This window comes from Paenibacillus sp. J2R1T-4 (genome assembly GCF_059692235.1).
This window is the reverse complement of sequence record NZ_JCAUBA010000008.1, coordinates 149,598-167,081: the sequence shown is the minus strand read 5'-3', so window position 1 is coordinate 167,081 and position 17,484 is coordinate 149,598. Positions and strand designations below refer to the sequence as shown.

Below are 17,484 nucleotides of genomic sequence, written 5' to 3'. Positions count from 1 at the left end.
ACAGAGTGGTGTTTTCTGTCAATATGTAACCTTTTTGCTAGTTTTCCTTACAACAGTAGGGCTTTGGGGTATTTCTCAAGGTGCGAAAGTTGAACTTTATAACACATTCATAGTCACACAATTTTTCCCTCTTGCCTTTGATCTGTACAGAGCTTCATCAGCAAGCTTGTATATCATTTCTTCGTTCATTTGATTGTCCTTGACAGCGACTACAGCCAATCCGACCGAGACCGTTACACAGCTGCTTGTGTCATTTTCTTCATGAGGAATGTTCAAGGCTTCTATACTCCTCCTGATTTTCTCGGCAAACCCATAGGAGTGCTCAGCATCAGCCCCCGAATAAACAACGCCAAATTCCTCTCCACCTAATCGAAAAGCATAGTCCGTCGCCCTTCTTAATTGCTCATTTATCGTTAATCCGATTCTATGCAGAACAAGGTCTCCCTCATAATGTCCATAAGTGTCGTTATATTTCTTGTAATTGTCAATATCCAGCAAAATAAAGGTCAGGTAATCTTCATTCCGAGCCGCTCGTTTGACTTCCCTCCAGATCACATCTTTGAAGTATCTTCGGTTATATAGGCCCGTCAAATCATCGGTGATGGAATTCTGCTCAATTCTTTTCTTGTCGGTAATGTTATGCCCAATCCATGTGTAGCCTGTAATCAGCCCTTGATCCCACACCGATTCAACCGCCATATCCAGCCACAGGTTGCTGCCATCCTTGGTAAGCTGGACCAACTCCCCCTTCCACACCATCGCTGAGGCGGAAGCAATGTCGAAGTCCACGAACTCATGATCCGGATGGTCCAGATCTCGAGACGGTTCCAGAAAGCGTTGCGACTGCCCGAGCAGCTCTTCTTGCTGATAACCGGAGCTTTTACAAAATTCCTCACTGACTGCCGTAATCACACCCTGCGAATCGGTTTGAATAATAATGACGTTCTTGTCCACGATGTCGATGTATTTATTCAGCTGCTCGTTCTTATATGCTAATTCCTCCGTCCGCTCAGCCACCAATCGCTCCAAATTTGTATAGAGACTGGCGTTTTCCAAGGAATTAACCATCTCCCTTGATAACAGGTTAATCATCCGTATTCTTTCTTTCGTAAAGGCCCCGGTAACCAGGTTGTTCTCCAAATAAATAATGGCGGTTACTTTGCTTTGATTCATTAAAGGCATGCATAGCAGCGATTTCGGTTTATACATCTCCATGTACACATCCTCGACGAATGAAGTCTCGGATCCCGCATCATCATAGATCATCGTTTCCTGGCTGTCCGCAGCAGCAGCAATGATCGACCTCGGATAATGATCATACAAGGAGCTATCGTGCATCTTTACCGTGATCAGGTCTTCATCTGACTGATATTCGCCTTCCACCAATATGGAAGAACTGGACTTCATCACAATACATCCTCTTTGTGCACCTGCGTTTACAATTACAATCTTCATGAGCGTCTCTAACAGTCGATCTAATCCGATTTCCTTGGATATGGCCTCTGAGGCCATAAGAATCGAGTGAACATCGATATCGTCTGATGAGGGAGCACTTATTTTATCAGGTACTACAGTTGCACGGTTTACTAGACCTTGCAGCTCCCCGTAATCCCGTTCCAGCTGATCGATCTTTCCTTTGGCTCCCCATACCGAGTAATAATAAGACGCTTGTCTGAAGTAATAAGCCGCTATCTCGTTCCGGTCGCGAGAATAATAGAATTTGGCAGCCAGCTCGTTCGACAGCGCTTTATAGCGAATAAAGCTCCCTTTTCCGCTCGTCTGGATAGCAAGATTGTAATAGGCTTCAGCTACATCCGTCTTACGTACAATACGGGCCCATTCAGCCTTCATTATGTATTGCTGCTGCAAGAAATTGTCAGGGCAGTGAAGAGCCCACTTGCTCATTCTTGCATATTCCTTCCGCATCCGAATTCGAGCGAATAATTTATCCTTGAGGCTAAGTTCGTTATAGCGCGAAGCCAGGCTTAAGAAAGTGTATAGCGTGTACTCCTCCATGAAGGCTGAACCGGCTAACGTACCTATGTATTTGTCGGCTGTCTTCATATATTCTAGTGATTGCTTATAGTGCTCAAACGTGTAGGAGAGCTGGATTTTGGTAACATAATAAATGGCGATCCCGGAGTAGTATTTCGCATTCGTTAGCTGCTTGAGATATTCCGCTTCACGAAAGTCCCCGCTGTCGAGCGATAAGGGATTGTCCAATTCACCGGCAAGGCTAAGGAATTTCTGCTTGGCCAGCTTCGCTGTTGCCAAAGCCTCCTTGTATCCTGTATTCTCGATCATCGAGAGGGTCCGGTCACTTCCCTGCAAATACCGCTCGATCTCCATCGAAGGATTCCACAGGTCCCTATAATAAGATGCATGAGCCAGATATAATAGATCACCCGACCTCAGGCTTGAGTCTATAGCCTTCTTATACCATTCCTCCAGCGTGTCCCAGGAATAGCTCCAGCTATGGCAGAACAGCGTATATAACACATACACCAGACTTCTCCATTGTACATCGTCGAATTTCTCATTAATTTTAACGGCAAGCCTGCCAAAATCACGCGCCCCTTTCAGATCGCCTAATCCTGACAGCAGAATCGCATAACCGATATAAGCCCCTGCCGATTCAGGACCGTTCCCATATTTGGTGGACAAATATGCTTTCTTCAGAACGACCCAGCCGAATAAATTGTGCTCACCGGAAATAAAGGCCGGAGGAATGAAGCTTACCAATAGCCTCATCATTAGCTTGATGCGATCATCCTTCATCTCTGGACCGGCTAGGAGCTCTTCCGTCGTTTTGCCTCTCAAGATTAATTTCACCTTAATCAGTTCTCGTATCACCGATACCATGCTCACTTTTGCAGGAACCTTGACACCCAAGCTCCTCAGTCCCAGTTTGCCTGCTTCCATTGACTCTCGCATCATTCCCAAGTATGTATAATGGTTCGCTTGCATTTCATAGATGCCTGCAAGCTCAAGACGGTCCTGGACCCGTTGGATGAGCACGGCGCATGCTTGATCTGCTTCCTCCAGACGATGGGTGAGGTATGCACATTCGCAGTATAGTCTGTAGATCTCAGACGTTCGATGGTAGTTGATGGTCCAATCTTCAACCGACAATAACTTTATAGCCACTCCTAGGAATTCAAATGCCGTATCGTAGCCGAATGCATCCTTAACTTTCCTGGCCGACTTTAAGTTGATGTCAATAATCTTATTAATCTCATCCTTCCCAGTTACAAATTCCAACCCTTTGTTCATATTGTTGACGATCTCTATTATTTTCTCTTCCACTTCAACAGGAGATAGTTCAGTAAGCAGCAGCCTTCCTATCTTAAGGTGCAGCCTCTTCCTTGTTTCGAGGTCGATCATCTGATACAGCGCTTGCTGGATCTTATCATGCTGGAAGGCAAACGGAATATCGAGGCCTTTCAGCCCCTCTTTGTGATCATCTTCTCCTATCCCCGCCAAAACATGAAAGCTCTTGGACAACGGCAGGATAATGTCCTCATGCACCGCTCGAATCAAGGACTTGACGAGCACCCCGCTATCCTCTTCGCTGACTAAATACAGCATCTTCCAATCAAACGATTGACCGATTGATGCGCTAAGGCTTAATATCCTTTGTGCTTCATCTGGCAGGGTGCCAATTTTCTTCATTAAATAATTGATAATGCTGTCACTCATGGTCATATCCCGAATTTTGCTGCTAGCCAACCGCCAAGCACCGTGATGCTCATCAAACCATATTGCCTTATTTTTATAGCAATCCTTCAGCATTTCATTTACAAAAAAAGGATTTCCTTTGGTCGTGTTATAGATCAGATCGGTTAAGTCTTGGGTCATGCTGGCGCTAGAGTGAAACGTATCTTGTATGATGCTGCTTACATCGGCGCTCGACAATGGGTTTAGATCCATACGCTTCACTTCGCAAAACTTTTCTATCTCATCTACTGCGGCAATAAGAGGATGTCCATTGGTAACCTCATCATCCCGGTATGAACCGATCACTAGCAGCTTCTTCAAGCTTGTATTGCCTACCAGCTTTTCCAAGAGGTGAATACTGGATAGATCAGCCCACTGCAGATCATCCAAGAATAGCACCATCGGCTTCTCATTGTTGGTAAAGCCTTCTACGAATTGAACAAACGAAAGGAAGAATCGGTTCGATTCCTCAGTAGGATTAAGAGGCTCGACAGGGGGCTGGTCCCCAATCAGTCTATGCAGCTCAGGGATCATGTTAACCATGAGCCCTCCGTTAGTTCCCAATCGGCTTAGCAAGGAATGTCTGAGCAACAATACTTTCTCCTCATCACCATTGATCAGCTGGGCCAGGAGCGTTCGGAAAGCCTGAATTAACGCACTATATGGAAGGTTTTTATTATATTGATCGAACTTCCCTTGGATGAAATACCCTCTCTCCTGACTTATGAAGCTATGAAGCTCGCTCACGAGCGCTGTTTTCCCAATACCTGCTTCTCCTGAAACGAGTACCATTCTTGATTGCTCCATGACGCTGGCCTGAAAAGCATCCTTCAATTGCTGAAGCTCTTTTTCCCTCCCGTACAATTTCTGAGAAATGTGAAACAGCTTCAGCTTATCCTCTTCTCCTAATGGAAAAGAAGCTCTGTTTGTTATACATTTTCTCAAATCTACCCGGATTCCATAGGCGCTTCTATATCGATGCTCGGGTGATTTGTCCAACAGCTTCATGATAATGTCGGATAATGGCTGGGAGACGTTCCCTTGTGTACTTTCGTGCGGAGAAATCGGCTGCTTGGCAATAATCGAGTAAATCTGCTCCATGACCGTCCCGGATTCATGCGGTACAGTGCCTGTGAACATCTCATAGAAAATAACGCCTAACGCATAGAAATCGGATCGGTAATCAATATTCCGATTTATTCTGCCTGTTTGCTCTGGGGAAATATAAGGCAAGGTTCCTTCAATGAAGCCTGAATTTTGAAACTGTTTCTTTTCCTTAATGTGCTTAACGGCCAAGTGGAGATCCAGGAGTTGAATCCGCCCCGTCTTCACATTGCACATCATGGTGGACGGGTTCAGATCCTTTAGAATAATCTGATTGTCGTGGAGGCTTCCAACTGTTTCGATGAGTTGAACCGCTAGGCTGAGCAGGATTTCTTGACTTAGACGCTGTCCCTCCATCAAGCTCCGGAGCGATTGTCCCTCCATATCCTCCAATACAATGATGAAGGCGCCCCCTACCTCCTCTAGTCGGATTGGTTGGGCGGCTCCCTCTAGGCGATTGCTCAAGTCTAACAGCATATTGTACTCATTCTTAAACTTCATCACATCTTCGTGAGTCGACAATTCTGCTCTTAGCACCTTTAAAAGTACCTTCTCCCGAGAGAGGGTGTGTAAGCATCTGCAGATGAGCTTGTTGCCGCTGTCGTGAATAACCTCCAACACATCGTAATTTGAACCTCTCAACATCATAAGGTCCCCTTCATCCCTTTTTATGTCGCTCTTCTGTAAGCTCAAAGTTTGGATCGAACTTGAACACATAAGCCGCAGTCAACCAAATAATCCAGCAATTCACTCCAAAAAACAAATAACCATAATAGCCTAACAAGGGCATCTCGGAGAAACTATGAAATTTATCCAAGTAAGGGACGGAATACTTCCAATAGTTCGGGTTAACAGGCATGCTGTCATGAAACCATTCACTGCCAAAATTCCAAAATTCCCAGAAAAACCCGTTGAACAAAGTAGCAATCGCGATCAGGCTCAAGGGGGACCAGTTCCCGTCTTTGATAGGAGTAAAGGGTGTCCAGTAGCCTCTTAGCCCCATTGCTGCCGATAAGAGAGGAATAAGCGCGACCCACAGCACCCAGAATAGAAGAAATGGGTAATAGCCCATCCCGAACGCCAAGATGATGCCGAGTCCATATAAAAGAAAGAGCATTTTGGGGCTTGCATGCAGTTTAGGTCCATAGCTGTATCGGTCTTTGAAGAAAGGAATCGTCTTCAGGAGGCAATACCATTCAATAATCGCAGGTAAAACGGTTGTATAGGAGATCGAGAACCAGAAAATATTGCCGAAGTTCGTGAAGACCTTGTTATTCGGGTAATACCAATTCTCCATTACGAAGAAATTAAGATATTCGATCGCGAACCAACTGAAGCAGGAAACGACAGCCAACAGCTTCATGATCGTTGGTTTCTTCGATAAAATCGAGACCCCTTGATTACGCCTGTACACGATACCGTCAAGTATGAGGATAAAAGCCCACCACAAAGGAACGAAGGTGTAATTTTCTAACGACTCAAAAGCTTCTAGCCGGGACCACATAATGAACCAGCTTATTCCTAGCAGCGGCAGACTCCACCAAAACCATACGGGAAAGCCGGTTTCCATCGGTTTTTTAAGAGGCTGGTCTTTTTTCTTAAACCCAAACAGCCCGGGGAAAATCAGGAATGCTGCAATGAACAAGGCTACCATAACCGCAAAAATAAAGTAAATTACACTGAAGCCTGGATCCTGCACCGCCTCTTGAGCAGGGAACTCCCCATATCCCGGGGGCAGCCCATCCCACCTTGCCAGACTTCCTAATAAGGGCAAAATGAAAATCAAACTAAAAGTAAGAATTAAAAAGCCGGTTCTCTTCATATGCACTGCTCCTTATTTCCTAATCCTACTGGTTCATTTTGTATATTTATTCGTCAATATTTGACAGAAACCTTCTTTTAGACCTAGGTTTAACGGGCTTCATTGAATCTTTAAATTGCATTTAATAGGCAATCCCGCCTATGCACAAGATAAAGTTTGCTCCTGTGAAAGTATCTGGGGCGTTTCCGAACGACAGCGACGAATACCCTGACAATTTTCCACAAACAATAAGGTAAGCCCAAGAAAAGGAGGCGACCTACAATGGCCAAACAACAAGGACACGCAGCCCAAAACACTCATGCTCGGACTTCGGACAAGAAGGGTAAAAAAGCAGGAAATAAATAAAGGGATAGACGAAGGAGGCTTCAAGTTGCTCGAACAGTTGGAAAGCAATTACGACTGCGCTAATGCAAGCGCAGATCTTCATGAATTAAAGCAAGAGCTGGAAAGTCTAAAAAGCGGGGCCGAACATTCTATTGAAGAGCAAGAGGTTATAAATCGACTTGAGAATCAAATCCATTTCATTCTCAACAAATGTGATATCCATTGAATAAAAATCCTGACCGGATCAACGGTCAGGTTCTTCGTGGTGGAGTTTAATTATAATCATGGATTAACTTTACCCCATTCTAACGATCATGATATACTTGAGCTACTTTTAGGAACGGAGGGGTACGTGTGATAGACTTTATCCGAGTTAGGTCTTTGCGCAGCTAATTGAATAGCGCCAAAGCTCTGCCTGTGTGCAGAGGACTCAGGATTGGTCTGTCCATATTTGAAGGTACCCCATAATGAATACGAAGCAACGAGCTTACGAATGCCCATCTTCGTATTACCTTTGGAGCGGAACATTTTCATAGCGAATGAACGAACTCTTTACTGCCATTAAGGGATTACTTCTCTACCTTCTGGCGGTAATACCGTTTACTCGCTATGAAAGGCCATGAGTGTCATAGGGCCTTGTTCCTTATGGATTCTCCTGATTTCCTCTGACTCTTACTGTTAACACAGGCAGACCTGCCTGTGTTTTTATTTTGTGCTAATAAGCCTGGAGGATGATGATAAATGGAACAAACCGAACAAAAAGCGATTATAGTCGGCGTTCAGCTTCAGAACCAAACTGACTTTGACTACTCCATGGAGGAGCTGCGCAATTTGGCTTCTGCCTGTTATATCGAGGTCGTAGATGAGCTGACTCAAAAAGCAACCCGTGTGAACCCTTCCCATTACATTGGGACGGGCAAGATCGAGGAGCTGCGTGCTTTGTTAGAGGCCCATGATGTGCATGTTGTTATTATTAACACGGAGCTGTCGCCTTCCCAAATCCGTAATCTGGAGTCCTCTCTTGAGGTGACGGTTATTGACCGGACGATCCTCATTCTGGATATTTTCGCAGAACGGGCTCAGACAAGAGAAGCCCAGCTGCAGGTGGAGGTTGCGCGGCTCCAGTACATGCTTCCCCGCTTGGTTGGACTTCGCGCATCATTAGGCCGTCAGGGCGGCGGTGCCGGTCTTAAGAACAGAGGTGCCGGTGAAACCAAGCTCGAGCTCGACCGCAGGCGCATCGAAGAAAGGATCACGGCTCTGCAGTCCGAGCTGGAGAAGCTTGTGGCCAGACGCCAAATCCAACGGAAGCAACGTCAGAAAAACGAAGTACCCGTTGTCTGTCTCGTCGGATATACCAACACGGGTAAATCAAGTCTGATGAATGCCTTGATGGAAAAGGTTGACCCGCACACCAATAAACAGGTTTTTGCCAAAGATATGCTGTTTGCCACACTGGAAACATCGGTCAGAAGCATTAACTTACCCGACCACAAGTCGTTCTTGTTAACAGATACGGTCGGTTTCGTCAGCCAGCTCCCCCATCACCTAGTCAAAGCATTCCGTTCCACATTGGAAGAAGTGGCCGAGGCTGATTTATTGGTTCATGTCGTCGACTATTCCCATGAAGATTACGAGAAGCTTATCTCCGTCACGAATGATACGTTGAAAGAACTAGGCGCATATGACATTCCGACTATATACGCTTATAACAAAAGTGATCTGACGGAACACAGCTTCCCTCAAGTTGAAGAAAACATTGTTTACCTGTCTGCCAAGCAAAGGAGCGGCTTGAATGAGCTAATCGAGCTAATCAGGGGTCATATTTTCCGCGATTATATAGAATGCGAAATCTTGATTCCGTTCAGTCAGGGGCGATTAGTCGCTTACTTCAATGAACATGCTAATGTTCAGTCCACGAGCTATGAGGAGGATGGAACGAGGATGAAGCTGGAATGTCGAACAGCCGACTTTGAGCGGTATCGGAACGATTTTACAGTGGTGTAGGTAATAAATAACTAGAAATATTACGCGGAATTACAAAACCCCGACCTCGGCTTGGTCGGGGTTTGTAACTCTGGAATTCTAGGAAAGCTTGATCAATTGCCCGCCATCGACAACCATACAATGGCCTGTTATATAGCGTGATTCGTCGCTTGCCAGAAAGAGTGCCACATCCGCAACTTCATCGGGTTGCCCGACTCTTCCCATCGGGATCGTTCTCAGATATTCATGGATGGCAGGGGCATTATCAATAACCGGTTTGGTCAATCGGGTCTCAATAAAGCCAGGACATAAGGAATTGACGCGAATATTGAGCGGTGCTAATTCAAGCGCCATGGACATGGCAAGCATATTCAATCCACCCTTGGATGCGTTATAATGGGCCAAATCCGCTTCCGCTGCAAGCCCATTGACGCTCGACATGAGGATGACAGAGCCTTTCTGCTGCTGCTTGGTCATCTCCTTGCATACTCGCTGCGATACAAGAAATGCACCCTTCAAGTTAATGTTGATATGACGGTCCCATTCTTCTGCCGTTATATCGAGAAAAGGGGTCGGATTATTAATTCCCGCATTGTGGACAAGCACATCAATCCTCCCCCATTTATCCAGGATCTGGTCTATCATTCGGTTGACCTGATCTTGATCCTGCACATCGGACTCTACTGTTAATACTTCGCCGCCTTGTTCACGGATCATTCCCGCAGCTTCCTCCAATGAAGCGCGGTTGCGACCTGAGATGGCTACTTTTGCGCCCTCACGGGCGAATCGGAGGGCGATTGCCCGTCCGATGCCAAGCGACCCTCCTGTAATCAATGCGATATTATTGTCCAATCTCATAGGGCCCTCCTACTGAATCGCCTAATCATCACCCGCGCTTGCGCTTACGATCACGATCACGATTGAATGATCACCTTTTGTCCCGTGGCGATGGATTCGTCAATAGCGAAGCAGACATCCATTGATTTGTACGCGTCGAAGAAGTCACATCGAGTCGTTGAATCATTAAGGATGGCATTCACGAAATCAGCAAGCTCCTTAGCAAATGGATGATGGGACACATCCCCGCTGTCCGGCAGAATGGTCGGAATGGTCGCATAGTTCGTTTGCCCCGGAAGCTTGTGGCTGTACAATTGGTTATCCATGATCGCGCCCTTTTCACCGAGTAAATGAACATTGAATTTATACGGGGTTTTGCATTCAACCGATGATGAAACTTTCCCGAGCCCTCCACTTTTCAATTTGAATATTGCAATCGCATTCGGATCGAATTCATAATCCGAATCCGCCCAGGTTTTGCAGCTATAGGCGGTTACTTCCGTAATATCACCGGCAAAGTACCGCACCGCATCCACCGCATGACAACCTGCTGTAAGAATGCTGCTCCCACCGAGCGCCTTTGTTTTACTCCACACATACTGCACATAATGCGGCCCAATGTGATGCCAGTAATCAACCTGGGCCATATACACTCTTCCTAATGCATCATCGTTGATAAGGGCCTTCGTCGATTCGAACATTGGATTCCAGCGTAGGACGAAGCTAACTACCGATTTAACCGGGTTTTTCGAAATTGCGTCGGCCATAATCTCGAGCCCTTCCCGATTCATAGCCATCGGCTTCTCAATTATGAGATGCTTGCCATGCTGAGCAGCCATTGCAGCTTGCTGCGGGCGGATGCCAGGGGTCGAGCAAAGGACAACAGCGTCGATCTGCGGATCCTTAATCATTTCCTCGAAGGTAGCGAAGATTCGAGTATCGATGCCAAGCTCGGCCAATTTCGGTTTCACTCGATTAGCATCATTGGAAACAACGCCATACACTTCAGAATCCTTTCGGGCGTTAATCGCTTTGAGGTATTCTCCCGCTACCCAACCTGTTCCTACTACAGCAAATTTAATTGTCATTGCTCTTCTCTCCTCATTTTTATATTTTTCGTAAAAGGGTCACACCGGGAATCGGACCGCATTGGGACGCGTCCAAGCCATATGTTGGATAAATCCTTCGGCATATGTACATCCGGCCTGAATGCCTCTGAATTTGCTTAACGTCTTCATCAAATCCAGAACGTCAACATTATCGTGCTCCTTTAACCAGACTAATTGGCTTTGGTGCTGCTCCAGCATGGTCGCCTTTGTTGTAAAGGTATCCGTAATATCTACATAGAGAGTCGGTTGAAAATCAATACCAGACAGGTTATCCATATAGAACAAAGATGGCACTTTCGCGGCAAAAGGGTGATTCTGTGATGCTCCCGGCAATGTCGCGAGAAACGTAGTATCGAAGACTAATCGGCTCACGGCGACATGATCGGGCATATAGTCGTTCGGCGCGTGCGTGATAACAAGATCAGGCTGAACGGAACACAATAGATCCATAAAGAGTGCACGGTTAGTTTCATTGTCTGCGAGAATTCGCCCGTCCCTCATCCCCAGTGAAATAACGGGACAGCCTATAACGGCTCCTGCTAGCTGTGCCTCCTGCTTGCGAATCACAATCAATTTCTCCGAAGGGATTTCATAGTGTCCTTTATCACCGTCGCTCACGTGACAAATGACTACTTCGTGGCCGGACTGGACCATCTTCGCCAGCGTGCCGGCACAAGATATTTCGATATCATCCGGATGCGCCCCTATCGCTAATACCTTCATAGCTCATCCTCCTCTCTCTCTACTGGAACCGATCTCGTTCATACTTCATTCCAGATGCGTTGGGCGTTCTCCAGACCGATTCTCGTCCCGCTGCGGCACTCTTCCATCCCTTCAAATTCAATGGAAATGTACCCGTCATAACCCGAATCCTTGATGATGCGCAGCACTTCCCATATATCGATATCCCCTTGCCCCACAATCGAACCTCGCAAGTAATTTCCTCCCGCTGTCTTAAACCAACCTTGACCAGGATCCCGATGTCTGGAACGAAGGTAGAAATCTTTCAAATGAACCATGGAAGCGAGACCGATATTATTGCTTACACCATGAACCGCTGTTTCATCCACGCACATGAAATTCCCTGTATCGAGCGTCATCTTGAAATTAGGACGTCCAACCGCATCGATCAGGCTTTGAATACGTTCACTAGCCTGCATATAGTAGCCATGATTCTCTACACTTGTCGTAATTCCGAATTTGGAGGCGTAGTCGGCGATTTGTCTGCAGGCTTCCGCCAGCATAGGCAAATCCTTGTGAAATTGAACGATTGACCGTTCTCCAGGAGGTCTGGACGCAACGTCATGACGCATCAATTTGACCCCCAGCTCGTTCGCAATATCGACCTCCTGCTTTACACGCTCAATTTCTTGTTCAAGGCTCGCCTCATCCTCGGTAATAAAGTTAGCTCTAACCGTATAGTTCGATATATCGATGCCAACTTGTTCCGCTTTTTGGCGAATGGCCTGCACAAGTCCCGGATCCCGGGTCAGATCGTAACCGATCGGCACGATTTCAATGTGCTCTCCCCCTGCCTTTGCCGTCCACTCGATGACATCCGGAACGGTCATCTCCTTCGCGGCTATGGCACGGCTCAAGCTATTCGAGCTGATTCCCCATTTCATGCTCCTCACCTCCGTTCATTGTTTGTTGAATTTATTCCGAGCGAAATCGGGAAATGCAACCGGTTGCCCTTGATTGGCCGCAGACTGAACGGATAGCGGAAACACACTGCTTATCGCCACCGAGTCATACACATCCATCTCAGGAAGACGATTCTCCCGGATCGCTGCAGCAAATTCCTCCATCACGAAATAATCCCCGAAAGAAGCAGCGGCTTCTGCTTTTTCCCGTGATCGACTCCACCAAGGATGCTCGAATTCATCCGCGTACTCCCAGAGAGGCGTCCAGACGGCTTTGCCGTTATAAGATCTCTCGGACGAACGGCTGTCAAACCATACCATCGGCTCTTCTCCTTCGAATCGAGGGGGCAAGAAAGAACCCTTGGTTCCTTGCAGCGCATGATGCTTATAGTTGAAGGGACGGGGCGAGGAGAAATCATTGCGCAAATAAATGACGGCTCCCTGCTTCGTACGAATTAACGTTAAGGCAGAATCCCCCTGCTTCCAGTAGTCCGGCTGTGCTCCCGGATGATCCTTCCCGAACAACTCCGCAAAATAGTCGCATTGCGACGCCGGCTTCGAGACTACTGTCGTCATATAGTCGAATGAATCGCCGTCCTTCTGGTTAATGCCTAACCATTGGGCAATCGGTCCCAGAGAATGAGTTGGATAATTAATACCATTAAAATCCCTTAACATCTCGCCGCGCCACTTCAATGAACCGTCTGCGTTATTGGTAGCTCTGCGCACATCATGGACATAGCCGCATTCCGCATGCGTAATTTCGCCGAACATGCCCTTTTCCGACATATTCCGGATCATCATATTCAATCGCGTGTAACAGAAATTTTCCGCCATCATGTACACTTTCCCAGTCTGTTCTACGGTCTCTACAAGCTCCCAACAATCCTCCAATGTGTGAGCAGAGGACACTTCACAGAGAACATGTTTTCCCGCCTTCATCGCCTGTACCGCTTGTCGCGCATGGATTAGCATCGGGGTCGCAATGAACACAGCATCGATGGAATCGTCATCCAACAGCTGTTCATAATTCGTGCTCGTCCGGATTCCGGGATACCGCTCTTTCCATTTGCCAAAAACCTGTTCATCCAAATCACATACCGCTGCCAGCTCAATTTGTCCTTGTAATAAATCCATCGTCTTCGTGTACGAGAACCCGCGGTTTCCACCTACAACAGCCAGACGGACTGGATGATTTAATGCCATGAATGATAACCTCCAATTGGCGATAAGCCATGTTTGTTTATTAGCGGATACAGAATGAATGCTTCCAGTGACTAGCCTTTCAAAGAACCGATCATAACGCCCTTAACAAAATGTTTTTGCACAAAGGGATAGATGATCAACAATGGCAGCGTCGAAATAATGATCAGCGAATATTTCATTAGTTCACTTAAATACATGCGGCTGCTGTCCCCTCGGACATCTTCTTTGGCAAAATCAAACACCGTATTCAGCACTAAAATATTCCGCAAAAAAAGCTGCAAAGGATATTTATCCTTATCTGATAAATATAAAAGGGCTTCAAAATAGCTGTTCCAATGGTCAACGGCGTAAAATAAAGTGATGACGGCAATAACTGCCCCTGACAAGGGAATTACAATGCGGAGCAGGAAGCGAAAATTGCTGCAACCGTCCATTTTAGCGGAATCCAATAATTCGTCCGGAATCGAGCTTCGAAAGAAGGACATCATCACAATGACATTAAAAACATTAATGGCACTAGGGATCAAGAGAGCCAACCGAGAATCCAGCAAGCCCAAATTCCGCACCAGCAAATAGGTCGGAATCAATCCTCCTGAGAAGATTAATGTAAAGGCGAATATGAGGGCGATGGCTCTCCCGCCCAAAAAATCTTTTCGGGAAAGCGGGTAAGCCGCCGCTATCGTCAGGACAATGTTCAAGATCGTTCCAACGACCATATAAAAAACACTATTGGCAAACCCAACCCACACTTCCCGATACTCAAAAACCGCTTTATAACCGGCTAAGCTGAAATCTACTGGGAATAGCCATACTTTTCCCGATATTAAGGCCTGCGGAGAGCTAAAGGAGGCACTCACCACGAAGATTAACGGATACATGACAACAATCAATAGGCCGATCGCGAATGTATAATTGATGATATTAAATAGTTTGTCGGAGCCCGTTTCCCGAATCAGGTTATTTTCATGCATGCATTCACAACCTCCATCACCAGACACCGCTGCCGTTTACTTTTCTGGCAATCTGGTTCGCGATCACGATTAATACTAATCCGATTAAGGACTTGAACAGTCCAATTGCTGCCGCATAAGAGAAATCAGGTAGACCGGAGAGAATCCCTGTGCGATAGACGTACGTATCGATTACTTCAGAGGCCGATATATTTAATGGATTCTGCAGCAACAATATTTTCAGGAAACCTACATTCATGAATCTACCGACTTCCATAATGAATAAAATAACAACAGTCGGCATGATGCCTGGGATATCGATGTGGCGAACCCGCTGCACTTTATTAGCGCCATCCATTACAGCCGCTTCATGCAGCGTTGGATCAATACCGGCAAGCGCCGCCAAATAAATGATCGAGCTCCATCCGATGTTCTGCCATATTCCCGATAGAACATAGATAGGGATGAAATAATCAGGCTCCATCATAAAGTTGATCGGTCTGCCTAGAACGGCCTCCACCAGCTTATGGATGACCCCCGTGTTCGGAGACAACAGCTGCAAGATAATACCGGTCATCACGACTAGCGATATAAAATAAGGGGCATACGTGACCATCTGTACTGTTTTTTTGAACATCATCTTCCGAATGTAGTTCAACGATAAAGCCAGCAGAATGGGCGCCGGGAAAGCTACGAGTAGTTGAACAACTGAAATGAGCACCGTATTTTTTAGAATGATTTTAAAATCATAGGAATTGAAAAAACGCTGATAATGCTGAATGCCTACCCAATCGCTTCCATTTAGGCCTTTGACCACATTGTAATTTTTGAATGCCATCTGCAACCCGTATATCGGCACGTAATGAAAGATGACGACGTATACAAATGGAATCAGGATGAGTGCATACAGCTGCCAATTGTGCAAAATCTGTTTCTGGGTGGATCTTGATAGAATCGCAACCAACTCCTTCACTACATCCCCTGGATTCAAAGGGGATGTAGGTTGGATTGTTATTTACTTTTTAAGATCGACGTTTCTCTGCACGATCTCGATATAAGCCGGCAGACCCGCGTTATTCAATTCTTTCAGATACGAATCCCAGTCTTTGTCCAGATCCAGATTGCCTGTCAGGAACTTGATCTCAAATTGGGTTACCACATTTTTGATGTTGTTCAACAGATCTCCATGTTTCGTTAGATCCTTCTCCGACAAGAAGAGGAAAGGAACTTTCAAATCCCGTCTGGAATATGGGACGTATAGCTCATTGGTGGCTCTGTATAACCGAGGCTCGAGATCATTTTTATCCGCCATAGCTTCACTGTATGTAAAGGCGGCAGTACGATAGAAAGGAGCACTCTGCTGTAGGCGGTGATTGTTCTTCGTCCCATAAGGCATAATGAACTCCCACTTGGCATCAGCACCCGTATACGACTTGGCTCCAGGAGCGGCTTTCTTCCAACCTACCCCTTCTTTTCCGAAATAGGCGCTCCATCCTTCTTCAAACATATTGTAAGGATTGTATAACCAATCGACCCAACGGATCGCGGCTTCCGGATTTTTGGCATCTTTGGTTATAGCGAATGCACCCATTTGCGGCGTGACGCCTCGATCCATTCCGATTCGTTCTCCATTCGGTCCGGCCAGGATTCCAACGGGTTGATAATCCTTATAGCGTCCGCTCTCTCCGTTATTGACTACCCAAGACCCCCACCATAAGCCTGTTACGGAACCAAGTCTTGTTTCATTCGGATATTCGCCGAGGGCAGTCAGGGCTTGACGGTCTTGCGTATACGCTTCCGGTTGAAGCAAGCCATCCTTCACTAATTTTCTCAAATATTTCAGACCTTCTTTGTAAGCAGGCTTATCTGCCACAAATTCGACCTTCTTGTCTTTCATTTGCAAATAATTGCGATTGTCGTAGTAAATAAAGGACTGCATAAAGAAGTTAGTAGGCTCCGCGCCTTTTAACGCTGAGAGCGGCCAGGCATTGGGATAATTCTTTTTGAAGGCGACCAACACGTTATAGTATTCATCCAATGTGGTCGGCATTTTGAGTCCAAGCTTGTCAAGCCATGGCTGATAGATCCACAGCTTGTTGGGCAGCGTCACGTGCAGCCCTTCATCCAGGGTAGGCAGCGCATATATATTGCCATCCAACGTATACATATAATCTTTGAGATACGGGCTATCCTGCAGCATTTTCTTAATATTCGGCGCGTATTTATCGATCAGGTCATTAAGAGGCCTGAACACGCCTTGAGCGCCATAAGATACCTGCTGGCTGGCACTAATATTAGAAGCCATGAATATATCCGGCAGCTTACCGCCAGCGAGCGTAACTTGAAGCTTTTCCGCGAACCCTGCGGCAGGTGCGACATCCCACTCGATCTTAATGTTGGTCTTCTCCTCATACCACTTCACAAAATCATTGGTAGCCGGGTTCTCAACCGTGATGTCTTGGATAGTGAAAATTTTCAATGTTTCCTTTTTATCTACAATGGGAAAGGTGCCCGGCGGTTTCACTTTGTCTGTAGTCCCACTAGGTGCAGTTGACTTCGTTGGCTCCTTCGAGGCTTCCTTTGGGGTCCCTTCAGGAGTAGCAGTAGGTGCGGAAGTGCAAGCGCTTACCAGAGATAATGTTAAAATCGATGCGGTCAACATTTTCAGGAAATGTTGTCTCAATTGAAAATCTCCCCTCATTCATATTTGGCTTCCTGGTTACATGAGTGGCCACCCATTGATGTAACTTACTCCCATTATTTCATCCTTGCCCCCCGATCACAAT

Annotated in this window: 12 protein-coding genes; 2 read left to right on the top strand and 10 right to left on the bottom strand. The window is 46.3% G+C overall.

The annotated features are described in order from the left end of the window. Window positions 1-96 precede the first annotated feature (96 nt). Both AC58QD_RS15710 and AC58QD_RS15705 read right to left on the bottom strand, forming a co-directional pair. Window positions 97-5,466 carry a diguanylate cyclase gene (locus AC58QD_RS15710; RefSeq protein ID WP_497334808.1) on the bottom strand — a complete coding sequence of 1,790 codons (5,370 nt, stop codon included), beginning with the start codon at window positions 5,464-5,466 and terminating at the stop codon, window positions 97-99. Between the two features lie 13 nt (window positions 5,467-5,479). Next, window positions 5,480-6,643: a small-conductance mechanosensitive channel gene (locus tag AC58QD_RS15705; RefSeq protein ID WP_497334806.1), complete on the bottom strand. Its 1,164-nt coding sequence runs from the start codon at window positions 6,641-6,643 to the stop codon at window positions 5,480-5,482. A gap of 370 nt (window positions 6,644-7,013) precedes the next feature. On the opposite strand from AC58QD_RS15705, the gene AC58QD_RS15700 reads away from it, so the two are divergent. Together AC58QD_RS15700 and hflX are read left to right on the top strand one after the other, a co-directional pair. Then, window positions 7,014-7,193 (top strand): DUF2524 domain-containing protein, encoded by a 180-nt coding sequence (locus tag AC58QD_RS15700; RefSeq protein ID WP_497334804.1) that lies wholly within the window; start codon window positions 7,014-7,016, stop codon window positions 7,191-7,193. A gap of 515 nt (window positions 7,194-7,708) precedes the next feature. Next, entirely contained in the window at window positions 7,709-8,974 is a 1,266-nt protein-coding gene (gene hflX / locus AC58QD_RS15695) for a GTPase HflX (RefSeq protein ID WP_497334802.1), read from the top strand. A gap of 78 nt (window positions 8,975-9,052) precedes the next feature. On the opposite strand, the gene AC58QD_RS15690 is transcribed toward hflX, so the two are convergent. The 8 genes from AC58QD_RS15690 to AC58QD_RS15655 form a co-directional block, all read right to left on the bottom strand. Beyond that, window positions 9,053-9,811, bottom strand: a complete 759-nt coding sequence (locus AC58QD_RS15690) for an SDR family NAD(P)-dependent oxidoreductase (RefSeq protein WP_497334800.1) — start codon at window positions 9,809-9,811, stop codon at window positions 9,053-9,055. A gap of 56 nt (window positions 9,812-9,867) precedes the next feature. Further along, window positions 9,868-10,878, bottom strand: coding sequence for a Gfo/Idh/MocA family protein (locus AC58QD_RS15685; RefSeq protein WP_497334798.1), 1,011 nt, complete (start codon window positions 10,876-10,878; stop codon window positions 9,868-9,870). A gap of 39 nt (window positions 10,879-10,917) precedes the next feature. Further along, window positions 10,918-11,622, bottom strand: a complete 705-nt coding sequence (locus AC58QD_RS15680) for a PIG-L deacetylase family protein (RefSeq protein WP_497334796.1) — start codon at window positions 11,620-11,622, stop codon at window positions 10,918-10,920. A gap of 38 nt (window positions 11,623-11,660) precedes the next feature. After that, on the bottom strand, window positions 11,661-12,524 hold the full coding sequence (locus AC58QD_RS15675) for a sugar phosphate isomerase/epimerase family protein (RefSeq protein ID WP_497334794.1): 864 nt from the start codon (window positions 12,522-12,524) through the stop codon (window positions 11,661-11,663). A gap of 15 nt (window positions 12,525-12,539) precedes the next feature. Beyond that, the gene (locus tag AC58QD_RS15670) at window positions 12,540-13,748 is read right to left on the bottom strand and encodes a Gfo/Idh/MocA family oxidoreductase (protein ID WP_497334792.1); all 1,209 of its coding nucleotides are present in this window, start codon (window positions 13,746-13,748) and stop codon (window positions 12,540-12,542) included. 71 nt (window positions 13,749-13,819) lie between these two features. Beyond that, a complete protein-coding gene (locus tag AC58QD_RS15665; protein ID WP_497334790.1) occupies window positions 13,820-14,719 on the bottom strand; it encodes a carbohydrate ABC transporter permease in 900 nt (299 codons plus the stop codon). A 16-nt stretch (window positions 14,720-14,735) separates the two neighbouring features. Beyond that, the gene (locus AC58QD_RS15660) at window positions 14,736-15,671 is read right to left on the bottom strand and encodes an ABC transporter permease (protein WP_497334788.1); all 936 of its coding nucleotides are present in this window, start codon (window positions 15,669-15,671) and stop codon (window positions 14,736-14,738) included. A gap of 42 nt (window positions 15,672-15,713) precedes the next feature. After that, complete coding sequence (locus AC58QD_RS15655; protein ID WP_497334786.1) at window positions 15,714-17,381, bottom strand: extracellular solute-binding protein; 1,668 nt, start codon at window positions 17,379-17,381, stop codon at window positions 15,714-15,716. Between the last annotated feature and the right edge of the window lie 103 nt (window positions 17,382-17,484).

What these genes read in the sequence shown, in the direction of transcription:
- AC58QD_RS15705 (WP_497334806.1), bottom strand. Translation starts at nt 6,643, where the DNA reads ATGAAGAGAACCGGCTTTTTAATTCTTACTTTTAGTTTGATTTTCATT.
- hflX (WP_497334802.1), top strand. Translation starts at nt 7,709, where the DNA reads ATGGAACAAACCGAACAAAAAGCGATTATAGTCGGCGTTCAGCTTCAG.
- AC58QD_RS15675 (WP_497334794.1), bottom strand. Translation starts at nt 12,524, where the DNA reads ATGAAATGGGGAATCAGCTCGAATAGCTTGAGCCGTGCCATAGCCGCG.
- AC58QD_RS15680 (WP_497334796.1), bottom strand. Translation starts at nt 11,622, where the DNA reads ATGAAGGTATTAGCGATAGGGGCGCATCCGGATGATATCGAAATATCT.
- AC58QD_RS15665 (WP_497334790.1), bottom strand. Translation starts at nt 14,719, where the DNA reads ATGCATGAAAATAACCTGATTCGGGAAACGGGCTCCGACAAACTATTT.
- AC58QD_RS15670 (WP_497334792.1), bottom strand. Translation starts at nt 13,748, where the DNA reads ATGGCATTAAATCATCCAGTCCGTCTGGCTGTTGTAGGTGGAAACCGC.
- AC58QD_RS15690 (WP_497334800.1), bottom strand. Translation starts at nt 9,811, where the DNA reads ATGAGATTGGACAATAATATCGCATTGATTACAGGAGGGTCGCTTGGC.
- AC58QD_RS15685 (WP_497334798.1), bottom strand. Translation starts at nt 10,878, where the DNA reads ATGACAATTAAATTTGCTGTAGTAGGAACAGGTTGGGTAGCGGGAGAA.
- AC58QD_RS15710 (WP_497334808.1), bottom strand. Translation starts at nt 5,466, where the DNA reads ATGTTGAGAGGTTCAAATTACGATGTGTTGGAGGTTATTCACGACAGC.